The sequence below is a fragment of the Mesorhizobium sp. B2-4-6 genome (genome assembly GCF_006442775.1).
Lineage (GTDB): Bacteria > Pseudomonadota > Alphaproteobacteria > Rhizobiales > Rhizobiaceae > Mesorhizobium.
This window is the reverse complement of record NZ_VFVI01000007.1, coordinates 215436-237905: the sequence shown is the minus strand read 5'-3', so window position 1 is coordinate 237905 and position 22470 is coordinate 215436. Positions and strand designations below refer to the sequence as shown.

At 65.1% G+C, this 22470-nt stretch carries 21 protein-coding genes; 13 read left to right on the top strand and 8 right to left on the bottom strand.

Annotated elements, in window-relative coordinates; all coding sequences use genetic code 11:
- Nucleotides 1-51: 51 nt before the first annotated feature.
- From FJ957_RS19310 to FJ957_RS19295, 4 genes are all read right to left on the bottom strand, one after another.
- Nucleotides 52-1152, bottom strand: a complete 1101-nt coding sequence (locus FJ957_RS19310) for an alcohol dehydrogenase family protein (RefSeq protein ID WP_140834094.1) — start codon at nt 1150-1152, stop codon at nt 52-54.
- A 36-nt stretch (nt 1153-1188) separates the two neighbouring features.
- On the bottom strand, nt 1189-2568 hold the full coding sequence (locus FJ957_RS19305; protein ID WP_140834093.1) for an aspartate aminotransferase family protein: 1380 nt from the start codon (nt 2566-2568) through the stop codon (nt 1189-1191).
- A gap of 28 nt (nt 2569-2596) precedes the next feature.
- Nucleotides 2597-4090: an NAD-dependent succinate-semialdehyde dehydrogenase gene (locus tag FJ957_RS19300; RefSeq protein ID WP_140834091.1), complete on the bottom strand. Its 1494-nt coding sequence runs from the start codon at nt 4088-4090 to the stop codon at nt 2597-2599.
- 240 nt (nt 4091-4330) lie between these two features.
- Nucleotides 4331-4819 (bottom strand): Lrp/AsnC family transcriptional regulator, encoded by a 489-nt coding sequence (locus tag FJ957_RS19295; protein WP_140643242.1) that lies wholly within the window; start codon nt 4817-4819, stop codon nt 4331-4333.
- Between the two features lie 83 nt (nt 4820-4902).
- Here FJ957_RS19295 and FJ957_RS19290 point away from each other — a divergent pair, with 83 nt between their 5' ends.
- The 10 genes from FJ957_RS19290 to doeB all read left to right on the top strand — a co-directional run bounded on the left by FJ957_RS19290 (nt 4903) and on the right by doeB (nt 14664).
- Nucleotides 4903-6288 carry a PLP-dependent aminotransferase family protein gene (locus FJ957_RS19290; protein WP_140834089.1) on the top strand — a complete coding sequence of 462 codons (1386 nt, stop codon included), beginning with the start codon at nt 4903-4905 and terminating at the stop codon, nt 6286-6288.
- A 135-nt stretch (nt 6289-6423) separates the two neighbouring features.
- Complete coding sequence (gene ehuA / locus FJ957_RS19285; protein ID WP_140834087.1) at nt 6424-7209, top strand: ectoine/hydroxyectoine ABC transporter ATP-binding protein EhuA; 786 nt, start codon at nt 6424-6426, stop codon at nt 7207-7209.
- Nucleotides 7210-7299: 90 nt separating this feature from the next.
- Nucleotides 7300-8151: an ectoine/hydroxyectoine ABC transporter substrate-binding protein EhuB gene (gene ehuB / locus FJ957_RS19280; RefSeq protein WP_140834085.1), complete on the top strand. Its 852-nt coding sequence runs from the start codon at nt 7300-7302 to the stop codon at nt 8149-8151.
- Between the two features lie 204 nt (nt 8152-8355).
- Nucleotides 8356-9015, top strand: a complete 660-nt coding sequence (ehuC, locus tag FJ957_RS19275; RefSeq protein ID WP_140834083.1) for an ectoine/hydroxyectoine ABC transporter permease subunit EhuC — start codon at nt 8356-8358, stop codon at nt 9013-9015.
- Nucleotides 9015-9674: an ectoine/hydroxyectoine ABC transporter permease subunit EhuD gene (gene ehuD, locus FJ957_RS19270; protein ID WP_140706240.1), complete on the top strand. Its 660-nt coding sequence runs from the start codon at nt 9015-9017 to the stop codon at nt 9672-9674. The genes ehuC and ehuD overlap by 1 nt, the downstream gene beginning before the upstream one ends.
- A gap of 5 nt (nt 9675-9679) precedes the next feature.
- Complete coding sequence (gene eutA, locus FJ957_RS19265; protein WP_140834245.1) at nt 9680-10456, top strand: ectoine utilization protein EutA; 777 nt, start codon at nt 9680-9682, stop codon at nt 10454-10456.
- 5 nt (nt 10457-10461) lie between these two features.
- Nucleotides 10462-11451: a hydroxyectoine utilization dehydratase EutB gene (gene eutB, locus FJ957_RS19260; protein WP_181180617.1), complete on the top strand. Its 990-nt coding sequence runs from the start codon at nt 10462-10464 to the stop codon at nt 11449-11451.
- On the top strand, nt 11448-12440 hold the full coding sequence (locus FJ957_RS19255; protein WP_140834081.1) for a cyclodeaminase: 993 nt from the start codon (nt 11448-11450) through the stop codon (nt 12438-12440). The genes eutB and FJ957_RS19255 overlap by 4 nt, the downstream gene beginning before the upstream one ends.
- A gap of 36 nt (nt 12441-12476) precedes the next feature.
- Nucleotides 12477-13655: an ectoine hydrolase DoeA gene (gene doeA, locus FJ957_RS19250; RefSeq protein ID WP_140834079.1), complete on the top strand. Its 1179-nt coding sequence runs from the start codon at nt 12477-12479 to the stop codon at nt 13653-13655.
- Between the two features lie 4 nt (nt 13656-13659).
- On the top strand, nt 13660-14664 hold the full coding sequence (doeB, locus tag FJ957_RS19245) for a N(2)-acetyl-L-2,4-diaminobutanoate deacetylase DoeB (RefSeq protein ID WP_140834077.1): 1005 nt from the start codon (nt 13660-13662) through the stop codon (nt 14662-14664).
- Between the two features lie 71 nt (nt 14665-14735).
- Here doeB and FJ957_RS19240 read toward each other — a convergent pair whose 3' ends face one another.
- Genes FJ957_RS19240 through FJ957_RS19225 form a run of 4 tightly spaced genes read right to left on the bottom strand, consistent with a single transcriptional unit; the run spans nt 14736 to nt 19166 of the window.
- Nucleotides 14736-15671, bottom strand: coding sequence for a sugar ABC transporter substrate-binding protein (locus FJ957_RS19240; protein WP_140706248.1), 936 nt, complete (start codon nt 15669-15671; stop codon nt 14736-14738).
- 32 nt (nt 15672-15703) lie between these two features.
- Nucleotides 15704-16702, bottom strand: coding sequence for an ABC transporter permease (locus FJ957_RS19235; protein WP_246677255.1), 999 nt, complete (start codon nt 16700-16702; stop codon nt 15704-15706).
- Nucleotides 16699-17697 (bottom strand): ABC transporter permease, encoded by a 999-nt coding sequence (locus tag FJ957_RS19230; RefSeq protein WP_246685885.1) that lies wholly within the window; start codon nt 17695-17697, stop codon nt 16699-16701. The genes FJ957_RS19235 and FJ957_RS19230 overlap by 4 nt, the downstream gene beginning before the upstream one ends.
- Entirely contained in the window at nt 17694-19166 is a 1473-nt protein-coding gene (locus tag FJ957_RS19225) for a sugar ABC transporter ATP-binding protein (RefSeq protein ID WP_246685884.1), read from the bottom strand. Before FJ957_RS19225 ends, FJ957_RS19230 begins: the two co-directional genes overlap by 4 nt.
- Before the next feature lie 342 nt (nt 19167-19508).
- Between FJ957_RS19225 and FJ957_RS19220 the strand changes: the two genes are divergently transcribed.
- The 3 genes from FJ957_RS19220 to FJ957_RS19210 all read left to right on the top strand — a co-directional run bounded on the left by FJ957_RS19220 (nt 19509) and on the right by FJ957_RS19210 (nt 22398).
- Complete coding sequence (locus FJ957_RS19220; RefSeq protein ID WP_140834074.1) at nt 19509-20183, top strand: GntR family transcriptional regulator; 675 nt, start codon at nt 19509-19511, stop codon at nt 20181-20183.
- A gap of 184 nt (nt 20184-20367) precedes the next feature.
- The gene (locus tag FJ957_RS19215; protein WP_140643269.1) at nt 20368-20697 is read left to right on the top strand and encodes an L-rhamnose mutarotase; all 330 of its coding nucleotides are present in this window, start codon (nt 20368-20370) and stop codon (nt 20695-20697) included.
- Nucleotides 20698-20886: 189 nt separating this feature from the next.
- Complete coding sequence (locus FJ957_RS19210; protein ID WP_140834072.1) at nt 20887-22398, top strand: altronate dehydratase family protein; 1512 nt, start codon at nt 20887-20889, stop codon at nt 22396-22398.
- Nucleotides 22399-22470: the final 72 nt, after the last annotated feature.

Sequence of the window (22470 nt, the reverse complement as noted above, 5' to 3'; positions counted from 1 at the left end):
GGTCCACTACATGGCGTGCCCCTCGGCTGACCCGTCAGAGCCGCCCCAAGGTCAGGCGCCGCTCCACATCGCATCCGGCACCACCACCAGCTTGCCGACGAAGTCCTTGCCCATGAAGTCGCTCTGGGCGCGTTGGAAATCCGACAGTTTGTAGACGCCGCCGACCAGTGGCTTGATCTTTTTTTCCTCGATGTAGCGTACGATGCGGCGGAAATCGGCCCGCGTGCCCTGGCTCGAGCCGTGGAGCTGCAGCTGCTTCAGATACATGGTGCGCAGATCTAGCTGCACAACCGGCCCGGCGATGGCGCCAGCCGTGGTGTAGCGGCCTTCGGGCCGCAGGATACGCAGCAGGTCGTTGAAAATGGCGCCGCCGACCAGATCAGCGACCACGTCGATCGGCTGGCCGCCAGTCGCTTCGTTGACGGCGGCCGGCAGATCGGCCACGCCGCGCGTGATCACCTTCTCGGCGCCGATGTCGAGCACGGCCTGCTCCTTGCCCTTGCCGGCCACCGCGTAGGGGATGGCGCCGCGTGCCCGAGCCAGTTGCACGATGCCGGAACCGACACCGCCGGAGGCACCGGTGACCAGCACACGCTCGCCGGCTTTCAGCGCGGCGCGTTCCAGCATCTGCTCGCCAGTGAGATAGGCGCAGCAGAAGGTGGCAAGCTCGACATCGCTCAGATCAGTGTCGACGACATGCGCGTTCTCGGCCGGCAGCGCCTGGTATTCGGCATAACCGCCATCGCGGCCGTGGCCCATATAGTCGATGTCGGCCAGCGAATCGTCGTCGCGATTGTAGATCGAGAAGTCGACCATGACACGCTCGCCGATGCGGTCGGCAGGCACGCCGTCGCCGACTGCGACGATGGCGCCGACCGTGTCGGTGCCCTGGATGCGCGGGAAGGTGAGCGTGTTGCCCTGCCGGCGCCAGGTCGACACGGCAGCCGCATCCTCCTCCGTGCCGTAGGCGCCCTGGCGCACCCAGACATCGGTGTTGTTCATGCCGCAGGCGCTGACCTTGACCAGGATCTCGCCGGAGGCCGGCGCGGGCACCTTCACATCGGTGCGGTAGACAAGTTTCTCCGGGCCGCCATGGCCCGTAAGCTGCACGGCAGCCATCGTGGCGGGAACGGTTCTGGTCATGGCATTCATGTCACTTCTCAGATGTCGCTTCTCAGATGTCGCTTCTCAGATACTGGCAAACACGCTGTTCACCGCGTCAGCGGTTTTTTCAACGACGATGTCGGCCTCCTCGCGCGTCAGGCAGAGCGGCGGCGCGAAGCCGAGGATATCGCCCTGCGGCATGGCGCGGCCGATGACGCCGCTTGCCGCCAGCGCCGTGGCGATCTGCGGTCCAACCTTAAGCGCCGGATCGAAGAAGACGCGGTCGTCGCGGTCCTTCACGAACTCGATCGCGGCCAGCATGCCGTCGCCGCGGACCTCGCCGACATTCCGGTGTCCGCCGACGGCCTTGGCGAGTTCGGCGCGGAAGTAACCGCCGGTCTCGCCGGCGTTCTTCACCAGGTCCATCTCATCGATTAGTTCGAGATTGGCGACACCGGCGGCAACGCAGATCGGGTGCGCCGAATAGGTCCAGCCATGGCCGAGAGAGCCGAGCTTGTCGGAACCCTTGACCAGCACCTGCCAGACCTTGTCGGAGACGATGACGCCGGAAAGCGGCGCATAGGCCGAAGTCAGGCCCTTGGCGATGGTGATCAGGTCCGGCTTGATGCCGTAATGGTCGGAGCCGAACATGGTGCCGAGACGACCGAAGCCGGTCACCACCTCATCGGCGACGAGCAGCACGTCATATTTGTTCAGCACGGCCTGTATCTTCTCCCAATAACCGGCCGGCGGCGGCACGATGCCGCCCGTGCCTAGGATCGGCTCGCCGATGAAGGCCGCGACCGTGTCCGGACCTTCGGCGAGGATCATCTCCTCGAGCTTGTCGGCGCAATGTTGCGAGAACTGCTCCTCGCTCATCGAGCGGTCGGCGCTGCGGAAATAATAGGGCGCCTCGGTGTGCAGGATCGGCGCGCGCGGCAGGTCGAAGGCGTTGTGGAACAGCTCCAGCCCGGTCAGCGAACCGGTCATGACGCCCGAGCCATGATAGCCGCGCCAGCGCGAGATGATCTTCTTCTTCTCGGGCCGGCCCAACACATTGTTGTAGTACCAGATCAGCTTGATGTTGGTCTCATTGGCATCTGAGCCTGAGAGTCCGAAATAGACTCGGTTCATGCCCTTCGGCGCGCGGTCGATGATCATCTTGGCCAACGTGATCGAGGCTTCGGTGCCGTGCCCGACATAAGCGTGATAGTAGGCGAGGTTCTTGGCCTGCTCGGCGATAGCATCGGCGATCTTCTGGCGGCCGTAGCCGACATTGACGCAATAGAGGCCGGCGAAGGCATCGATGCTCTTCTTGCCGGTGTTGTCCCAGACGGTGACGCCTTCGCCGCCGGCCATGATGCGGGCCGGCGATTCACCGCGCGCATGCGTGCCCATATGCGTCGAGGGATGGAAGAAGTGGTCGCGGTCCCAGGCGGAGAGTTCGTTGGATTGTTCGAGCATTTTTTGACTCCTGAAATTTCTGGATGGGCTACGCCACGTCCAGGCAAAGGTACTTGAGATCGGTGAAAGCTTCGAGGCCGTGGCGCGAGCCTTCACGGCCGATGCCGGACTGCTTGACACCGCCGAACGGGATCGGCGCGCCGGTGATCTTGACACGATTGATCGCGACCATGCCGTAGTCCAGGGCGCGGCCCATGCGCGCCTGGCGACCACCGTTCTCGGTGACGACATAGGCGACCAGGCCATATTCGGTGGCATTGGCGCGGGCGATGATTTCGGCCTCATCGTCGAACGGAGTCACCGCGGCGACCGGGCCAAAGGTCTCTTCGCGCATGATCAGCGCCTCGTCCGGCACGTCGACGAGCAGCGTCGGCTGGTAGAACAGCGGCCCGGCAGCGTGGCGCTTGCCGCCGGTCAGGCAGCGCGCGCCGTGGTTAAGCGCATCGGCCACCTGCTCCTCCACTTTCTTGACGGCACGTTCGTGCATCAGAGGCCCGATATCGGCATCCGCGGATAGACCGTTGCCTATACGGAGTTGCTCGACGCGGCGGGCAAAAGCGGCGCAGAAGCGATCATAGGTCGGCCGCTGGACATAGATGCGGTTGGCGGCAAGGCAATCCTGGCCCGAGGTGGCGAACTTGGCGTCCAGCGCGATCGCCACAGCCCTGTCGATGTCGGCGTCGTCGAACACGATCAGCGGCGCATGGCCGCCGAGCTCCATCACCAGACGTTTCATAGTCGGCGCGCTCTGCGCGGCGATCAGACGGCCGACCTCGGTCGATCCGGTGAAGCTCATGGCGCGAACGCGGGCGTCGGCGCACATCGCCGCGACGATCGTGCGCGCATCACCGGTGACGACGTTGAAGACGCCTGCCGGCAGCCCGGCGCGCTCACCGAGCTCGGCCAGCGCCAAAGCCGACAGCGGCGTTTCCGAGGACGGATGCGCCACGATGGTGCAGCCGGCGGCAAGCGCTGCGGCGGCCTTACGGGTGAGCATGGCCGACGGAAAATTCCACGGCGTCACGACGCCGACCACGCCGAGCGGTTCGCGGCGCACCGACATCTCGGCATTCGGCAGATGGCTGGTTACACTTTCGGCGTTGAGGCGCTTCGCTTCCTCGGCATACCATTCGACGAAGGAGGCGGCGTAGTCGATCTCGCCGAGCGATTCCTTCAGCGGCTTGCCCTGTTCGAGCGTCATCAGCAGCGCGAGGTCGTCCTTGGCGGCGATGATCAGATCGAACCATTTCCGCAAGATCTTCGAGCGCTCCTGCGGCAGTGCCGAGCGCCAGGCCGGCAGGGCGCGGGATGCGGCGTCGATTGCCTTTGTCGTCTGATCGGCATTGAGCGCGGCCACGAAGGCGACGGTAGCGCCGGTGGCCGGATCGGTAACCTCAAAACTTGCCGCCGCTTCGCTCGCCGTCCAGTGGCCGTCAACATAGGCGAGCGCACGCAGCAGCCGGCGATCGGCAAGCCGGTCCAGCGCTTCATGGTGGTTGGTGCGGGCAAAATGCGCGGACATCGGCGTCTCCATTCGATGCCGAAGCATCGGCCGTGTCGGGCAAAGAATGGGACTGTTTCAGCGGCTGTTGGTAGAGAGATTGTCTCTATTGGCGCGCGGAAGCAGACGAACTCTCTAGCTGGTCGGCCAGCAGGCGGCGCCGAGCCGTGAAAATTGGCCGAGCCTCCTCAAAGTCGTCATCCACGGGCGAAGCAAGGAGCGAAGCGACGCGGCGTAGACCCGAGGATGACGATGGCGCTTTCATTGATCGGGCAGCAGGTCGGCCACAGGCAGCACGGTCTCGTCCTTGACCGTTTTGGTGACGATGTAGGTGAAGTAGCGGTCGATGCCGATCTCACGTTCGAGCAGGCTGTCGACCAGCCGCTGGTAGGCATCGATGTCGCGCGCCATCACCTTCAGGACATAGTCGACCCCGCCGCCCACCGACCAGCAGGCGACGATCTCCGGAACATCGCGCACGACCCGCTCGAAACGATCGAAGTCCGCCTGGCGGTGATTGGCCAGGGTCACCTCCATCAGCACCGTCGCCACCGGCGCGATAGCGCGCATGGCGATCGCGGCGTGGTAGCCGGACACGATGCCGGCCTTCTCGAGCTTGCGCAGCCGCATCCAGCACGGCGTCGGCGAGAGGCCGACCTTCTCGGCCAACGCCAGCTTGGTGATGCGCCCGTCGCGCTGGATCGCGTCGAGAATCCTGAGATCGATCGGGTCGAGTTTCGTTGCCGCCATGCGGGATTCGCCTTTCGTCGCGGACACCATGACGATGCATTATTTCGATTGTCAATTGCACTGATTTCGCTCTCTAATAAGTCATGACATTTTGGCAGCCAGATCCTGCTCTCATCCGCCGCCCGGCCTATCTCTCGCTGGCCGACCAGTTCGCGCGAGCCATCCATGACGGGCGGCTGGCCAACGGCACGCGGCTGCCGACGCACCGCCGGCTGGCGGACGATCTGAAGCTTTCGGTGCAGACCGTCAGCCGCGCCTATGAGGAACTGATCCGGCGCGGGCTGATTTCCGGCGAGGTCGGCCGTGGCAGCTTCGTGCAGACGCAGCGCAGGGAACCGGAGCCGCCCTATATTCCGGAACGGCTGGGCGAGGTCATCGACCTCTCGATCCTGAAGCCGGTCTGCGAGCCGATGCATCTTGAGAAATTGAAGCAAGCACTGGGCTGGCTGGCCGAGAACCTGCCGTCGAGCTCGGCGCTGTCGTTCCGGCCGAACATGGTTTTCCCGCGCCACCGCGCCGTCGCGGTCGAATGGCTGAAGCTCTGCGGGCTGGAGGCATCGCCACAGAATATCAGCCTCACCAACGGCGCCACCGCCGGCATGACAGTGGCGCTGATGAGCGTGGCGCCGCCCGGCTCTACGGTCGCCACGGAGGCGATCGGCCACCACACGCTGATCCCGCTTGCGCGCTATCTCGGCTTCAACCTCGAGGGCCTGCCGATCGACGGCAACGGGCTGATCCCCGAAGCGCTCGACGAGGCCTGCCGCCTGTCAGACATTCGCGCAGTCTTCGTCCAGCCATCGGTGATTAACCCGACGGCGACCTTGATGGACGCCACCCGTCGCGAGCAGATTGCGGCGGTTGCCCGCAAGCACGACATCGCCATCATCGAGAACGACGTGCTCGGCCCGCTGGTCGAAGGCCGATCGCCGGCGGTTGCCGCCTTTGCGCCGGAGCGCACGCTCTACGTCACCTCCTTCACCAAGATTACCGTGCCCGGCCTGCGCATCGGCTACCTCGCGGTGCCGGACCGCTATGTCGCAGCCGTCGCCAACCGTCATCTCGTCTCGAACTGGATGGCGACGCCGATGGTGGCCGAGATCGCGACGCGTTGGGTGAGCGACGGCACGGCGATGGAACTGGTCAACTGGCAGCGCCAGGCGTTGAAGCGGCGCCAGGAGATTGCCGCCGAAATGCTGGCAGGCGTCGACTATCGCGTCCACCGCGACGGGCTGCATCTGTGGCTCGAACTGCCGGGCGACCGCGCCGAGGAGAGCTTTGTTTCGCAGGCGCGCCTGCGCGGCGTGGCTATCGCGCCGGGCACGTCGTTCCGCATCGCCCACACGCCATGGCATCCGGCCGTACGCATCTCTCTCGGATCGACCACCGAAGGGGAACTGCGCGCGGGCCTGAGCGTTGTCGCCAAGCTGTTGCTCGGCGATCCGGAGCATCTCCTGCTCGCCATCTGATGCACAAATGGAATTCGGATTGCCCTGAAATTGCGCCGCGCTGGAAATATTGTCATGATACTATTTTCCCAATTGACATGATTTAGCACGTTTCGCATCGTTAAGGGCATAGGCTTCTCCAGACGAGGACATGGATTGCCCGCGCCCATCATCAAGGTCGATGCGATTTCCAAGAGCTTCGGCGCCTTCAAGGTGCTGGACGGCCTGTCGATGCAGGTCATGCCCGGCGAGAAGCTGGCGCTGATCGGTCCGTCCGGCTCCGGCAAGACAACGATCCTGCGCATCCTGATGACGCTGGAGAAGATCGACGGCGGTCACATCCAGGTCGACGGCGAGCAGCTCTACCACATGGAGCGCAACGGCCGGCTGCTGCCGGCCGACGAGCGGCATCTGGCCAGGATGCGCCAGAAGATCGGCATGGTCTTCCAGCTCTTCAATCTGTTTCCGCACAAATGCGTCATGGACAATGTGACCCTGGCGCCGATGCTGACCAAGGGCGTCGCGCGCGCCGCCGCCGAGAAGCGGGCGATGGAGCTGCTCGACATGGTCGGCCTCGCCGACAAGGCGAAGGCGATGCCGGCGCAGCTTTCCGGCGGCCAGAAGCAGCGCGTGGCGATCGCAAGGGCGCTGGCGCTGTCGCCCAAGATCATGCTGTTCGACGAGGTCACCTCGGCGCTCGACCCGGAGCTCGTCGAGGAAGTGCTCAACGTCATGCGCAAGCTCGCCGCCGAGACCGACATGACGATGCTGCTCGTCACCCATGAGATGGGTTTCGCCCACGACTTCGCCGACCGCGTGCTGTTCTTCGACCGCGGCAGGATCGTCGAGGAAGGCAAGCCCGATGAGATTTTCCGCCATCCCAAACAGGAAAGAACGCAGAGCTTCCTGAAGAAGATCATCGCGGCCGGACATCGTGTCTGACCGCAATGCAAACGGGCGACGCAGTCGTCCCGAGGCGATGCAGTCGCCGCAATCGAGCAAACCAAGAAGAGAAACAAGGAGTTGGGAACAATGAAGAAACTTGCCATTCTGGCCGGCGTCGCCGGCCTCGCGCTGACCTCCATGCTCGCCGCCACGAGCGCGGGTTCGGCCGACGACAGCAAGCTCGAGCAGTTGAAGACGCAGGGCTTCGCCCGCCTCGCCATCGCCAACGAGCCGCCCTATACGGCGGTGGCCGCCGACGGCAAGGTTTCGGGCGCGGCTCCGGACGTTGCGCGCGAGATCTTCAAGCGGCTCGGCGTCGCGGATGTCGTGGCCTCCATCTCAGAATATGGCGCCATGATCCCCGGCCTGCAGGCGGGCCGCTTCGACGTCGTCACCGCGGGCCTGTTCATGAAGCCGGAGCGCTGCGCGGCGGTCGCCTATTCCGAGCCGGTGCTTTGCGATGCCGAGGCGCTCCTGGTGAAGAAGGGCAATCCGAAGGGTTTCAAGAGCTATGAGGATATCGCCAAGGATACATCGGCGACCGTCGGCGCGCCTGGCGGCGGCACCGAGGAGAAGCTGGCGCTGAATGCCGGCGTGCCGCGCGACCGCGTCATCGTCGTGCCGGACGGCCAGAGCGGCCTGAAGATGGTGCAGGACGGCCGCATCGACGCCTATTCGCTGCCGGTGCTCTCGATCAACGACCTGGTCAAGAAGGCCAACGACCCGAACCTCGACGTGATCGCCCCGGTGGTCGGCGCGCCGGTCTATTGCGACGGCGCCGCCTTCAAGAAGGGCGACGAGGCGCTGCGCGACGCCTATGACGTCGAGCTCGCCAAGATGAAGAAGTCCGGCGAGTTCGCCAAGATCATCGAGCCTTACGGCTTCTCGGCCGCGGCCGCGATGTCGACGACGCGCGAGAAGCTCTGCTCGGCGAAGTAAACGCTCTTTTGCCTTTTCCCCGCCTGCGGGGAGAAGGCGGCTCGAAGAGCCGGACGAGGGGCGGCGCAAGCATTTCAAGGTTAGCGCTGCCCCCAATCCGCCTGCCCGTCCTGCGCAGCAGCTGTGCTGCAGCTACGGAGGGCAAACCGGCATCTTCTCCCCGTTTACGGGGAGAAGGAAGCTAACCGCAAACGTTGGAACCCTATGACCCAGTGGTCCGGCTATCTCGGCCTGATATTGCAGGGAGCGCTTGTCACCATCGAGCTGACGCTGATGGGGTCGGTGCTCGCGCTGATCATGGCCTTCCTTGCCGGCATGGGGCGCGTGTCGCGCTTCTTCATCCTGCGCGCGATCGCCACGGTCTACATTGAATTCTTCCGCGGCACCTCGATCTTCGTGCAGTTGTTCTGGGCCTATTTCGTGTTGCCTTTCGCCGGCCTGTCGCTGACACCGCTGCAGGCGGGCGTGCTGGCGCTGGGCTTGAATGTCGGCGCCTATGCGGCGGAGGTGGTGCGCGGCGCCATCCTGTCGGTCGGCCGCGAGCAATACGAGGCCTGCACGGCGCTCAATCTCGGCCGCTGGCAAGGCATGCGCCACGTGATCCTGCCGCAGGCGCTGCTGGTCATGCTGCCGACCTTCGGCAACAACGCGATCGAACTGCTCAAGGCGACGTCGGTCGTCTCGCTGATCTCGCTCGCCGACCTGACCTTCCAGGCGCAGGTAGTCCGCTCGCAGACCGGCAGCACGCTGATGCCCTTCGTCTGCGTGCTGGTCATCTATTTCGCGCTGGCGCTGATCATCTCCTGGGGCGTTCGCACGCTGGAACGCCGCATGGCGCGCGGGCTTGATGGGGTGCGTGTCTGATGGACTGGGATTGGAACTTCGTCTGGGAGATCATGCCGACCCTGATCCAAGGGGTGAAGATCACCATCCTGGCGACGGTGCTCGGCTCGATCCTGGCCGCGATCGTGGGGCTTGGGATCGCGCTGGCGCGGCGCTCGGAGAACCGGATCGTCGCACGCGGGGTCGGCTGGTTCGCCGAGTTCATCCGCGGCACGCCGCTCCTGGTCCAGCTCTATTTCATCTTCTACGTGCTACCCGACATCGGCATCCTGCTGCCGCCGCTGGTGGCGGGCGTCATCGGGCTTGGCCTGCACTACGGCACGTATACGGCCGAGGTCTATCGCGCCGGGATCGACAATGTGCCGCGCGGCCAGTGGGAGGCGGCCAAGGCCTGCAATCTCAATGGCCGGCACACCTGGACGCATATCATTCTGCCGCAGGCGATCCCGCCGATGATCCCGGCCCTAGCCAACTATTTCATCGCCATGTTCAAGGAGACGCCGCTGCTTTCGGCGATCACGGTGCTGGAACTGATGAACCAGGCCAAGAGCGTCGCCAACACCTATTACCGCTACATCGAACCGATGACGCTGGTCGGCGCCTTCTTCCTCGTCATCAGCCTGTGCTCGGTCGTTCTGCTGCGCTGGCTGGAGCATCGCTATGGCAGGATCGAAAGATGAAAGTCATGAAACCTTTGCCTGAGATCCGCCTCGAAACGGCGCGCCCCGCGCTGGACGCGCGTCCGCTGCAAAAGCGCGTCGGGCTGATTGCGCTTGCGACCGACCACACCAGCGAGGTGGATTTCCGCCGCATGGTGGCGAGCGAGCGCGTCGGCGTCTATGTCGCGCGCATCCCCTACGCCAACCCGACCACGCCGGAGAATTTGCGCAAGATGCAGCCGTCGCTTTCGGCCGGCGCGGCGCTCATCCTGCCGGACGAGCCGCTCGATGCGATCTGCTACTCCTGCACCTCGGCCTCGGTGGTGATCGGCGATGCCGAGATCGAAGCTGCCATCCAGGCGGCCAAGCCCGGCGTTCCCGTCGTCACTCCGCCGATGGCCGGCATGCGCGGCCTGAACGCCTTCGGCGTGAAGCGCATCAGCATCCTCACGCCCTACACCGTCGAGACCAGCCGGCCGATGGCAGCCTATTTCGCGTCACACGGCTTCGACATCCAGAGCTTCTCTTGCCTCGGCTTCGAGGACGACCGCGAGATGGCGCGGATCACGCCGGTGTCCCTCGTCGAGATGGCGCGCAAGGTCATGCATCCCCAGGCCGATGCGCTGTTCGTCTCCTGCACCGCGCTGCGCGCCGCGCTCGCCGTTCCCGGCATGGAAGAGGCGATCGGGCGTCCGGTCGTCACCAGCAACCAGGCCAGCGCCTGGAACTGCCTGCGGCTGTGCGGAGACGACACGCCGCGGCCGGAGTTCGGCCGGCTGTGGACCAAGCCCCTGGCGCAGTGATCGAAATGCCAGTTACGCTTCAGCATATTCGCGCAGCGCGCGAACGCATTGCCGGCAAGATCGAGCGGACACCCTGCGTGCTGTCGCAAAGCCTGTCGGAGCGCACCGGCAGCCCGGTTCATCTCAAGCTGGAACACCACCAGACCACCGGCGCGTTCAAGCTGCGCGGCGCCTCCAACGCCATCGCCGCGTTGAGCCCGCATGAGAAATCGCGCGGCGTCGTCGCTGCCTCGACCGGCAATCATGGTCGCGCGCTGGCCCATGCGGCGAAGCTCGAAGGTATCCGCGCGGTGATCTGCATGTCGAGGCTGGTGCCGCAAAACAAGCTCGACGCCATCCGTCGCCTCGGCGCGGATGTCCGCATCGTCGGCAACAGCCAGGACGACGCCCAGCACGAGGTCGACCGCTTGGTGGCCGAGGAAGGGCTGGTCATGCTGCCGCCCTTCGATCATCCCGATATCGTTGCCGGCCAAGGCACGCTTGGCCTGGAGATCATGGAGCAGGTTCCAGATACCGCGGCGGTGCTGGTGCCGCTCTCCGGCGGCGGGCTGGCGTCCGGCGTCGCGGCGGCGGTCAAGGGGGTGAGTCCAGGCACCAAGGTCATCGGCATCTCGATGGCGCTGGGTGCCGCGATGAAAGCCAGCCTCGATGCCGGCCGCCCGGTGCAGGTCGAGGAACTGCCGACACTGGCGGACTCGCTCGGTGGGGGCATCGGCCTCGACAACCGGCTGACCTTCGCCATGTGCCGGGACCTGCTCGACGACGTCGTCCTGCTTGCCGAGGACGAGATCGCCGCCGGTATCCGCCATGCCTATGAGCATGAGCGCGAGATCGTCGAAGGCGCCGGCGCCGTCGGCATCGGCGCGCTGCTTGCCGGCAAGGTCTCGACGAACGGCCCGACTGTCCTCATCCTCTCCGGCCGCAACATCGACATGGCTCTGCATCGTCGCATTGTCTGCGGCGAGGCGGCCACAGCAACGGAGCGCGCCGCATGAGCCGGACGACAATTCTCAGCGAGAGTGATCTGCGCAAGATCGTGACACTCGACCTCGACGCCGTTGCCTGCGTCGAGAACGCTTTTCGTGTCCTGGCCACGCTGCCGGTGGCGATGCCGCCGATTCTCAGGCTCGACATTCATGAGCATCGCGGCGAGGTCGACGTGAAGTCCGCCTATGTGCCCGGCACAGACGGTTTCGCCGTCAAGATAAGCTCCGGCTTCTTCGACAATCCGGCGCTGGGCCTGCCGAGCGGCGGCGGCATGATGGTGCTGCTTTCGGCCAAGACCGGTGTGGTCGAGGCGTTGCTGCTCGACAACGGCTATCTGACCGATATCCGCACCGCCGCCGCTGGTGCGGTCGCGGCCAGGCATCTGTCGCGCGAAGACTCCAAGGTCGCGGCGATCTTTGGCGCCGGTTTGCAAGCCGGCCTGCAATTGGAAGCGCTGCGGCTCGTGCGGCCGATCGAGGAAGCACGCATCTGGGCGCGCGACGCCGCCAAGGCGGAGGCGACCGCCGCGCGCTTGCGCAAGAAACTGGGCATTGCCGTGCGGGCCGAGCCGGATGCGGCGAACGCGGCAGCCGGCGCCGACATCATCGTCACCACCACGCCGGCGACCGAACCGCTGATCAAGGCCGGTTTCGTCACCGCCGGCCAGCACATCACCGCCATGGGCTCGGACGCCGAGCACAAGAACGAGATCGCGCCGGCGATCCTGCGCATGGCCGATCTCTATGTCGCCGACAGCGCCAAGCAGACGCGGCGCCTGGGCGAACTTCATCACGCCATCGAGGCTGCCGTGATGACGGCCGACGCCGAGGTCACCGAACTCGGCGAGATCATCGCCGGCAGCAAGCCCGGACGGCGCTCGGCCAGCGACATCACCATCGCCGATCTCACCGGCACCGGCGTGCAGGACACGGCAATCGCCACTTTGGCTCGCGACCGTGCGCGCGCCACCAATGCCGGGCTCAATTTCGAAAGTTGATGCTGGCCGCCAGGCCCAACAAACGAGGACAACAAAATGCAGCCAAACCTGAAATTCTCGCGGAGCGAATTTGCCGATCGCCTCGCCAAGACGCGAAAAGCCATGGAGGCTAAAGGCGTCGATCTGCTGATCGTCAGCGATCCTTCCAACATGGCCTGGCTGACAGGCTATGACGGCTGGTCATTCTATGTGCATCAGGCCGTCATCGTGCCGCCTTCCGGCGAGCCGGTCTGGTACGGCCGCGGCCAGGACGCCAACGGCGCCAAGCGCACCGCCTATCTCGCGCATAACAACATCATCGGCTACGCCGACAACTATGTGCAGTCGACCGAGCGGCATCCAATGGATTACCTCGCCAGCGTGCTGGCCGAGCGTGGCTGGGACAAGCTCACCATCGGCGTCGAGATGGACAATTACTGGTTTTCGGCCGCCGCCTTCGCGGCGCTGCAGAAGCATTTGCCCAATGCCCGTTTCTCCGACGCCACCGCGCTGGTCAACTGGCAGCGCGCGGTGAAGAGCCCGACCGAGATCGAGTACATGCGCAACGCCGCCCGGATCGTCGAGGCGATGCACGAGCGTATCGTCGACAAAGTAGAAGTCGGCATGCGCAAATGCGATCTGGTCGCCGAGATATACGATGCCGGCACGCGCGGCGTCCCCGGCATCGGCGGTGACTATCCGGCGATCGTGCCGCTCTTGCCGTCGGGAGCGGACGCCTCGGCGCCGCATCTCACCTGGGACGACAAGCCGATGAAGGTGAACGAAGGCACGTTCTTCGAGATCGCCGGCTGCTACAACCGCTACCACTGCCCGCTGTCGCGCACCGTCTTCCTCGGCAAGCCGACGCAGGAATTCCTCGATGCCGAGAAGGCGACGCTGGAAGGCATGGAAGCAGGCCTTGCCGCCGCCAAGCCCGGCAATGCCTGCGAGGACATCGCCAACGCATTCTTCGCCGTCTTGAAGAAATACGGCATCGTCAAGGACAACCGCACCGGCTACTCGATCGGTCTGTCCTACCCGCCGGATTGGGGCGAGCGCACCATGAGCCTGCGTCCCGGTGACCGCACCGAGCTCAAGCCCGGCATGACCTTCCATTTCATGACGGGCCTGTGGCTGGAGACGATGGGGCTGGAGATCACAGAGTCGATCCTGATCACCGACACCGGCGTCGAATGCCTGGCCAATGTGCCGCGCAAGCTCTTCGTGAAGGACTGAGCCGATGTCCGCTTTGCGTCCGTCGCCGATCGCACCGACCGTCGACTTCGAGCGCGACGGCGTCCAGCACGGCTTCCTGCGCCTGCCCTACAGCCGCGATGATTCCGCCTGGGGCTCGGTGATGATCCCGGTCTGCGTCGTGCGCAACGGCAAGGGGTCGACGGCGCTGCTGACCGGCGGCAATCACGGCGACGAATACGAGGGGCCGTTGGCGCTCTACGAACTCGCCCGCACGCTCGATCCGAGAAACGTCTCCGGCACGGTCATCATCGTGCCGGCGATGAACTATCCTGCGTTCCGGGCCGGCACGCGGACCTCGCCGATCGACAAGGGCAATATGAACCGCTCCTTCCCCGGCCGCCCGGACGGCACGGTGACCGAGAAGATCGCCGACTATTTCCAGCGTAAGCTGCTCCCCCGCGCGGACATCGTCTTCGACTTCCATTCCGGCGGCAAGACGCTGGATTTCGTGCCCTTTTGCGCCGCGCATACGCTGCCAGACAAGGCGCAGGAGAAGAAGGCCTTCGCCGCGGTCGAGGCTTTCTCGGCGCCATTCTCGATGCGCATGACCGAGATCGACGCGGTCGGCATGTACGACACGGCCGCCGAGGAGATGGGCAAGGTCTTCGTCACCACCGAGCTCGGCGGCGGCGGAACGTCTCGCGCCGAGACGGTGCGGATTGCCAGGCGCGGCATTCTCAACGTGCTCCGCCATGCCGGCATCGTCGACGGTGCGGTCGAGAAGAGCAGAACCCAGTGGCTGGACATGCCGTCGGGCGATTGCTTCGCCTTCGCCGAGGATGACGGCATGATCGAGACGATAGTCGATCTCGGCGAGCCCGTGGAGGACGGCCAGGTCGTGGCGCGCATCTATCCGGTCGGGCGCACCGGGCAGGCGCCGCGGGAGATCAGGGCCAGGATGTCGGGGCTGCTCGCCGCGCGTCACTTCCCGGGCCTGGTCAAGGCGGGCGACTGCGTCTCGGTGCTGGGCGTGGCCGTTCGGGGATAATCTTGGCGCGGCGTCGGACGGGCGCCGTGCAGCGGATAGGCCGGCCCGGTTTAACCGGGCCGGCCGCGTGATCAGAATGCCGGTTCGACCGAGCCGACATTGTCCTTGGTGACGACCGTCAGCGGGATCGGCAGCCGGTCCTTGACCTCCTTGCCGTCGATGATCTCGGCCATGGTGTTGATCGCGAGGCGGCCGTCCTCGACCGGCGACTGCACGATGGTCGAGTACATCTCGCCGCTCTTGATCGACTCGAACGCATCCTTCTGACCGTTGATGCCGACGATCGGCGGCGTCGGCTTGGACGGATTGGCTTCCTTCCAGGCGTCGATGAAGCCACGCGCCATGGTGTCGTCATTGGCGTAGACGCCGGTGATCTGGTCGCCGAAGCGGGTGATCAGGTCGCGGCTGACGACCAGCGCCTTCTGCTGGTCGAAGTCGGCGTTGACCGTATCGAGCACCTTGATGTCGGCGTTGGTTTCCTTGAGGCGGTCGGTGAAACCGTTGACGCGGCCGATGGTGGTGCCGTTGCCGGCCTGGCCGGCGATGATGACCACCGAGCCCTTGCCGCCCAGCGCCTTGCTCAGCGAATCCGCCGCCAGCTTGCCTTCCTCATAGACGTCCGGTCCGGTGAAGGACTTGATGAACGGCTTGGCATCGTCGCTCATCGGCGAGTTGATGAGGATCGCCGGGATGTTCGCCTGCTGCGCGCGGGCAAGGCCCGGGATGTAGGCCTGCGGGTCGAGCGGCCACAGGATGATGCCGTCGACCTTGCGCGCCACGCAGGTGTTGAGCTGCTCGGTGCCCTTCTGTACGTCGAAGTCCTGGCTGAGGCTGAGGATCTCGACGCCAAGCTCCTTGGCGCGGGCCTCGAGCGCCTTGTTGGCCGGCGTCGCATAGGCATGCGAATCCGCCGCCGTGACGTAGCAGACGGTCTTGGCGCTGGCCCATCCGGTCGAGGACAAGAGCGCCACGGCGGCGATCTTGAGCATGCTTTTCTTGCCAATCATAGGTTTCCTCCCAATCATACGTTTCCTCCCGATCATACGTTTCCTCCTTGAGTGATTGGTTTGTCGCGAACGAGCGCAGGGCGCGTGCCCGGAGCCCTGCCCTTGGTGGTAACGGCCCGATCGAGCACGACGAGCAGGATCAGGATCAGCCCGGACACGACCTGCTGGACGTATGCGGGTACGGACTGGAACTCCATCGCGATGGTCAGCGAGCCGATCGTCAGCACGCCGCCCAGCGTGCCGAGCGCGGATCCCCTGCCGCCTTCGAGGCGGGTTCCGCCGACGACGACGGCGGCAATAACGGCGACCGTCAGTTCCGAGCCGAAGACGGGCGAACCGGTGTTGGTGACGAGGCTCTGGAGGACGCCCGCGAGGCCGGCCAGCGTGCCGGCGAAGACGAAGCCGAGAAAGACGATGCGGTCCGAGGCGATGCCGCTTTCCTTGGCGGCCGCCGGATTGGAGCCGACGGCAAAGACGTTGCGGCCCGGGATGGTGCGCGTCAGCCAGACATGCAGCAACACGATCAGGACGATGAACAGCGCGCTGCGGATGGTGAATATCTCAAGATAGATCTTGGCCAGCGCCAGCGACAGCATGATGTCGGTGCCGGTCACCGGCTGGCTGTTGGTGACCCAATGCGCGAGCGAGCGGAAGATCAGCATCGTGGCCAGGGTCAGCACCAGCGAATTGACCTTCAGCCCGACGACCAAGGCGCCGTTGATCGCGCCGGCGACGGCGCCGACAAGGATGCCGACGAGCGCCGCGGGCAGAATGCCGATCTCGCGCTGCAGGATGACCGAGACGATGCCGGCCAGCGCGAACACCGCGCCGCCGGAGAGATCGATCTGACCCGCGATCAGAAGCAAGGTCAGGCCGATGGCGATCAGGCCGATGGTCGCGGCCCGGTCGAGGCCGAGGCCGAGCGTCGAAGGCGCCAGATAACCCGGCACGACCAGCGCCGAGACGACAAGCGTCAGACCGAGGATGATGAGAACGCGATATTGCGAGGCAAGGACCAGGAGGCGCATCATGCCACTCCCCGCTTGCGCAGCGCGGCGTCCATGCCGACCGCGCCGACGATCAGGGTGCCCAGCACAAAACCCTGGATCGGCGTGCGCACGCCCTGCAGCACCATGACATTGGTGAGGAGTTGCACGAAGACGAGCCCGGCGATGGCCCTCGGCACCGAGCCGAAGCCGCCGATGATCGAGACGCCGCCGACGACGACCGCCGTGATGGCGCTGAATTCGTAGCCGGAGCCGATCAGCGGCCGCGCGCTCTGCAGGGTCAGGCCAAGCAGGCCGCCACTGATGCCGGACGCGAGCGCGGTGATCACGAAGGCGCCGGCCTTGACCGCCTTGACGGGCACGGCGCTGGCCTCGGCGGCGCTGTAATTGCCGCCGGTCGCCAGCGTCCAGCGTCCCCAGAAGGACCTGGAAAGCGCGAAATGGCCGATCAGCGCGACGGCCAGGAAGATCAGCACCACGACCGGGATGCCGAGCAGCCGGCCCTTGGCGAATTCGGCGGAGGCGGTGTTCGAGCCGTAGACGATGACGCCGCCGACCGCGGCCTGGACGATGCCGAGGCCGATGGTTCCCACGCCAAGCGTGGCGATGATCGGATTGATGCCGACATAGCCGACGAGAACGCCGTTGAGCAGGCCGATCAGCCCGGCCAGCGCCACGGCAAGGACGAAGGCCGGCACGGGGCCGATCTGCGGCTGCAGCCCCAGCGAAAGGATCGCGCCGCAAGCGATGGTGGCGGGCACCGACAGGTCCGCCAGACCGCCGACCACCAGCACGAAGGTCATGCCGACCACGACGATGCCGACGATCGACATCGACGTCAGCACGTTGAGCATATTGCCGGCGGTGAAGAAGGCCGGGCTGGCGAACGAGCCGTAGAGGATGACCGCGAGGATGGCCAGCACAAGGCCGGCCTTCGACAGCAGATCGACGAGCCTGCTGCCTCGCGTAAAACGGTCGTTGCGGTTCACGCCGCTGATCTCCATGGCCGCTTCCGTCACGCCGCTTCCTCGCCGGTCGCGAGCGCCATGATGCGCTCCTCGCTGAGCTCGGCGCGGGTCAGCGGTGACGATGCGCGGCCGTCCCGCATCACCACCACGCGATCGCACACGCCGAGGATTTCAGGCAGTTCCGACGAGATCATCACCACCGCCATGCCGTCGGCGACGAGCTGGCCGATGATGTGATGTATCTCCGCCTTGGCGCCGACGTCGACGCCGCGCGTCGGCTCGTCGAGGATCAGCACGGCGGGCTTTGCCGCGAGCCATTTGGCGATGACCGCCTTCTGCTGGTTGCCGCCCGACAGAAGATTGATGCGCCGCTCGCCATCCGGCGGTGAGATGGAGAATTGCTTGACGTAAAGGGCCGACAAGGAACGGTCGGCGCTGCCCCTGATGCGCCCGAAGCTGGTCAGGCGGCGCAGGATAGGCAGGCTTATGTTCTCGCGCACCGACATGCCGGGCACGATGCCGTCGCCCTTGCGGTCCTCCGGAACGTAGGCGATGCCGGCCCGCACCGCCTCGGACGGCGAGCTGATGACGACCTTGCGGCCATTGACGCTGACGCTTCCCTCGGCCAGACGCGACAGGCCGAAGATGGCGCGCGCGACTTCGCTGCGGCCGGCGCCGACGAGGCCGGTCAAGCCGAGGATCTCGCCTGCCCGCACGTCGAAGCTGATATCGCGGAAGCTCGCGCCGTCGCCGATGCGTTCGACACGCAGCACCGATGTGCCGATCTTGGCCGGGCTCTTGGGAAAGACGTTGCTCACCTCGCGGCCGACCATCAGCCGGATCATCTCGGCCGCGGTGATCCCCTCGATGGGACGCGTCTCGATCATCGAGCCGTCACGCAGCACGGTGACCTCGTCGGCGATCTCGAGCACCTCCTTCAGCCGGTGGCTGATGTAGACGATGGCGATGCCTTCGCCGCGCATCTTGCGCAGGATGCGGAAGAGCGCCGCCGTCTCATGCTCGCTTAGCGACGATGTCGGCTCGTCGAGGACGATGATGCGAGGCTGGGCGGCATAGGCCTTGGCGATCTCGACCAGTTGCTGCTGGCTGATCGAGAGGTTGCCCAGCCGTTCGCGCGGATTGATCGCTGCGCCCAGTTCCTTGAGAACCGCCGCGGCCTTCCTGGCCATCTCGCCCTTGCGCAGCCAGGTCCAGTTGCCGGGCATGCGGCCGAGATAGACGTTCTCTGCTACAGTCAGGTCGGGGACCAGATTGATCTCCTGGTGAACCATGCGGATGCCGAGCGCCTGCGCGTCCGCCGGCTTGCGCATGCGCACCTCATTGCCGCCGACCTTGATCGTGCCGCTGGTCGGCGCGTATGAGCCGTTGAGCACTTTCATGAGGGTCGACTTGCCGGCGCCATTCTCGCCAACGACCGCGTGGACGGTGCCGAATTTCACGGCGAAATTGACGTTCGACAGCGCCTTCACGCCCGGAAACGTCTTGCTGATGCCTCGCATGTCCAGGGCACAATCCGCCACGGCAGTCATTTCTGGCTTGGTCCTCCCTGGCAAGACGGCCGGCGCTCCACGGCACGGGATCATCGGCCGTATCAAGCGCATGGCCGGTCCCTCAAACCGACCAAGAAGGCCTTCGCGCAACCACGCTTGGGCACCCTGAAACGCTTTCGCCACGACGCCGATAATCGCGACGGCGGCACTATTGCACTAATATAACAGTTCTGGCAAGCTGGTTTTCAGAGCGCTTTTTGCAGGGAGGCAACCGGCTTCGCGCATACGTGCATTCCGGTTGGCATTCTAATATAATTTATCCATTGGCGTGGACGAGCGATGGGATTTTCCATGGATCTAGGCCCTTCGACCCTCAATCGGGCCCTGCCGCTGCGCGACCAGATCTACAACAAGATCCGTAACCTGATCGTCGTCGGACAGCTGAAGCCGGGCGAGATCATCAATGAAGTTGCGATTGCCGAGGCGCTCGGCGTATCGCGCACGCCGGTGCGCGAGGCGGTCAAGCGCATCAGCGACGAAGGGCTGGTCAAGATCCTGGCGCAGAGCGGCACCTATGTGGCGCCGATCAGCCGCGCCGATCTCGAGGAAGCCTATGTCATCCGCCGGGCGCTGGAGATGGAAAGCGCCAGGCGTGCCGCGGCCAAGATGACGCCGCAGGCAGCCGAACTCCTTGAAGACAACATGGCCGCTCACAAGCTCGCCATTTCGCGTGGACGCTATGCCGTCGCGATCCAGCTCGACGACGTCTTCCACCGCACCATAGCCGAGATCTGCGGCCTACCGGCGATCTGGCGGGTGGTCGACATCTCCAAGGCGCAGATGGATCGCGGCCGCTATCTCGCGATCCCCAAGCCCGGCTATGGCGAGCAGACGATCGAGCAGCACGAGGCCATTCTCGACGCGCTCAAGCGTCAGGACGCCGAGGGCGCCGCGCAGGCGATGGAGAGCCACTTGGAGACATCCTTCCGCAACACGCTCGAAGTCGCCGCCGAGCTCCTCGGCTAGATCAGGGTGACGTTTCGTTCAATCGCCATCCTGATCCAGCTCTTTGTTGGAGCATGATCTTATCCGAAAACCGATTCCCACTTTTCGGGATCATGCTCTGCAATCCCAGGAAAGGTGAGACGCGGTTTTCCGTCCGGAATTGCGTGACGACAAAAGACGCGGCCAAACAAAGCGAGACCAGTTGATGAAGAGAATGGGGCTTTGCATCGGCCTGAAGGCCGAGGCGATCGAGGAATACAAGCGCGTCCATGCCGCGGTGTGGCCCGACGTGCTCGAGGTCGTCAGCCGCGCCAACATAAGGAACTACTCCATCTTCCTGCGCGAGCCGGAGAACCTGCTGTTCGCCTGTTGGGAATATCACGGCGACGATTTCGCCTCCGATGCCGCGCGGATGGGGGAATCGGCCGCGATGCGCAAATGGTGGGAATTGTGCGACCCCATGCAGCAACCCTTGGCCACCCGCGCGCAAGGCGAGTGGTGGGCGGCGATGGAGGAAGTCTTCCACCTGGACTGAACCGCTCGCGACGCCAACCGGGTCCCGGGTGCGGGGACGGCGCGGGCATGTGAATGATGCCCCACGACAGCGGTTCCGACTGAGCCCAGTGGGTCGCAGCCTTGACCGCCGTCATTCTATTATATTAGTATTCCTAGTCGATGATCTCGTGGCCGGCGCCGGCGAGAATTTTCTTCAGAGTCTTGGGCAATGGCACGCTTCATCAAGCTTTCGCATGCGGACAACATCCTGCTCACGGTCGATCCGCTAGCGACCGGCGAGAAGGCCGGCGGCGTCGCGGCGCGGGCCCGAATCCCGCGCGGACATAAGATGGCCATACGCGACATCGCCGCGGACGAGCCAATCGTGAAGTACGGCCAGACCATCGGCTTCGCGCGCGGAGCGATCGCGGCCGGGGACTGGGTGCACGAGCACAATGTCTACCTGCGCGATTTCGAGCGGGACTACGGCTATGGCACGGACGCCAGGCAAACGGCGATGCTTCCCGACGGCGAACGGGCGACCTTCATGGGGTATCGCAGGCCGAACGGCAAAGTCGGCACGCGCAACTATATCGCCACGCTGACCTCGGTGAACTGCTCGGCCAGCGTCGCGCGCTTCATCGCCGAGGAGGTCAACCGCTCCGGTATCTTGCGCGACTATCCCAATGTCGACGGCATCATCTCGCTCGTCCATGGCACCGGCTGCGGCATCGACACCAAGGGCCCGGCTTACGATCTCCTGAAGCGTACGCAATGGGGGTTCGCCACCAATCCCAATGTCGGCGGCGTGCTGATGGTCGGGTTGGGCTGCGAGGCCTTCCAGATCCCGCGCTGGATGCAGTCCTACGACATCGAGGAGAGCGCCACCTTCCGCACAATGACGATCCAGGAAACCGGCGGCACGCGCAAGACGGTCGATGCCGGCGTGAAGGCGATCGTCGAGATGCTGCCGATCGTCAACGCCGCGCGGCGCACGCCGCAACCGGCCTCCGAACTGGTGCTGGCGCTGCAATGCGGCGGCTCGGACGGCTATTCCGGCATCAGCGCCAATCCGGCGCTCGGCGCGGCGGTGGACCTGCTCGTCGCGCAGGGCGGGACCGCCGTCCTTTCGGAGACACCCGAGATCTACGGCGCGGAACATCTTCTGACCCGCCGCGCCGAAAGCCGGGCGGTCGGTGAAAAGCTGATCGAGCGCATCCGCTGGTGGGAGGATTACACCGCCAGGCACGACATGGAGATGAACAACAATCCCTCGCCCGGCAACAAGCTGGGGGGATTGACGACCATCCTGGAGAAGTCGCTCGGCGCGTCGGCCAAGGGCGGCACCACCAACCTGCGCGCGGTGCTGGAATATGCCGAGCCGATCAACGAGCGCGGCCTCGTCTTCATGGACACGCCAGGCTACGACCCGGTCTCGGCCACCGGCCAGGTCGCCGGCGGCGCCAACATATTGTGCTTCACCACCGGGCGCGGCTCGGCCTTCGGCTGCAAGCCGACACCTTCGATCAAGCTCGCCTCCAACTCGTTCATCTTCGAACAGATGCGCGACGACATGGACATCAACTGCGGCGACATACTGGACGGCGTGACGCTGGCACGGAAGGGCGAGGAAATCTTCGCGGAGATCCTGCGGGTGGCTTCCGGCGGACGCACCAGGTCCGAGGCGCTTGGCTATGGCGACAATGAATTCGTGCCGTGGAGCCTCGGCGCCACCATGTAACGTCGCGACGCCGGATCGGAGGTTCAGGCATTCCGGCTTGTTGCGACCGACTTCCGAAATATCCCCGATAAA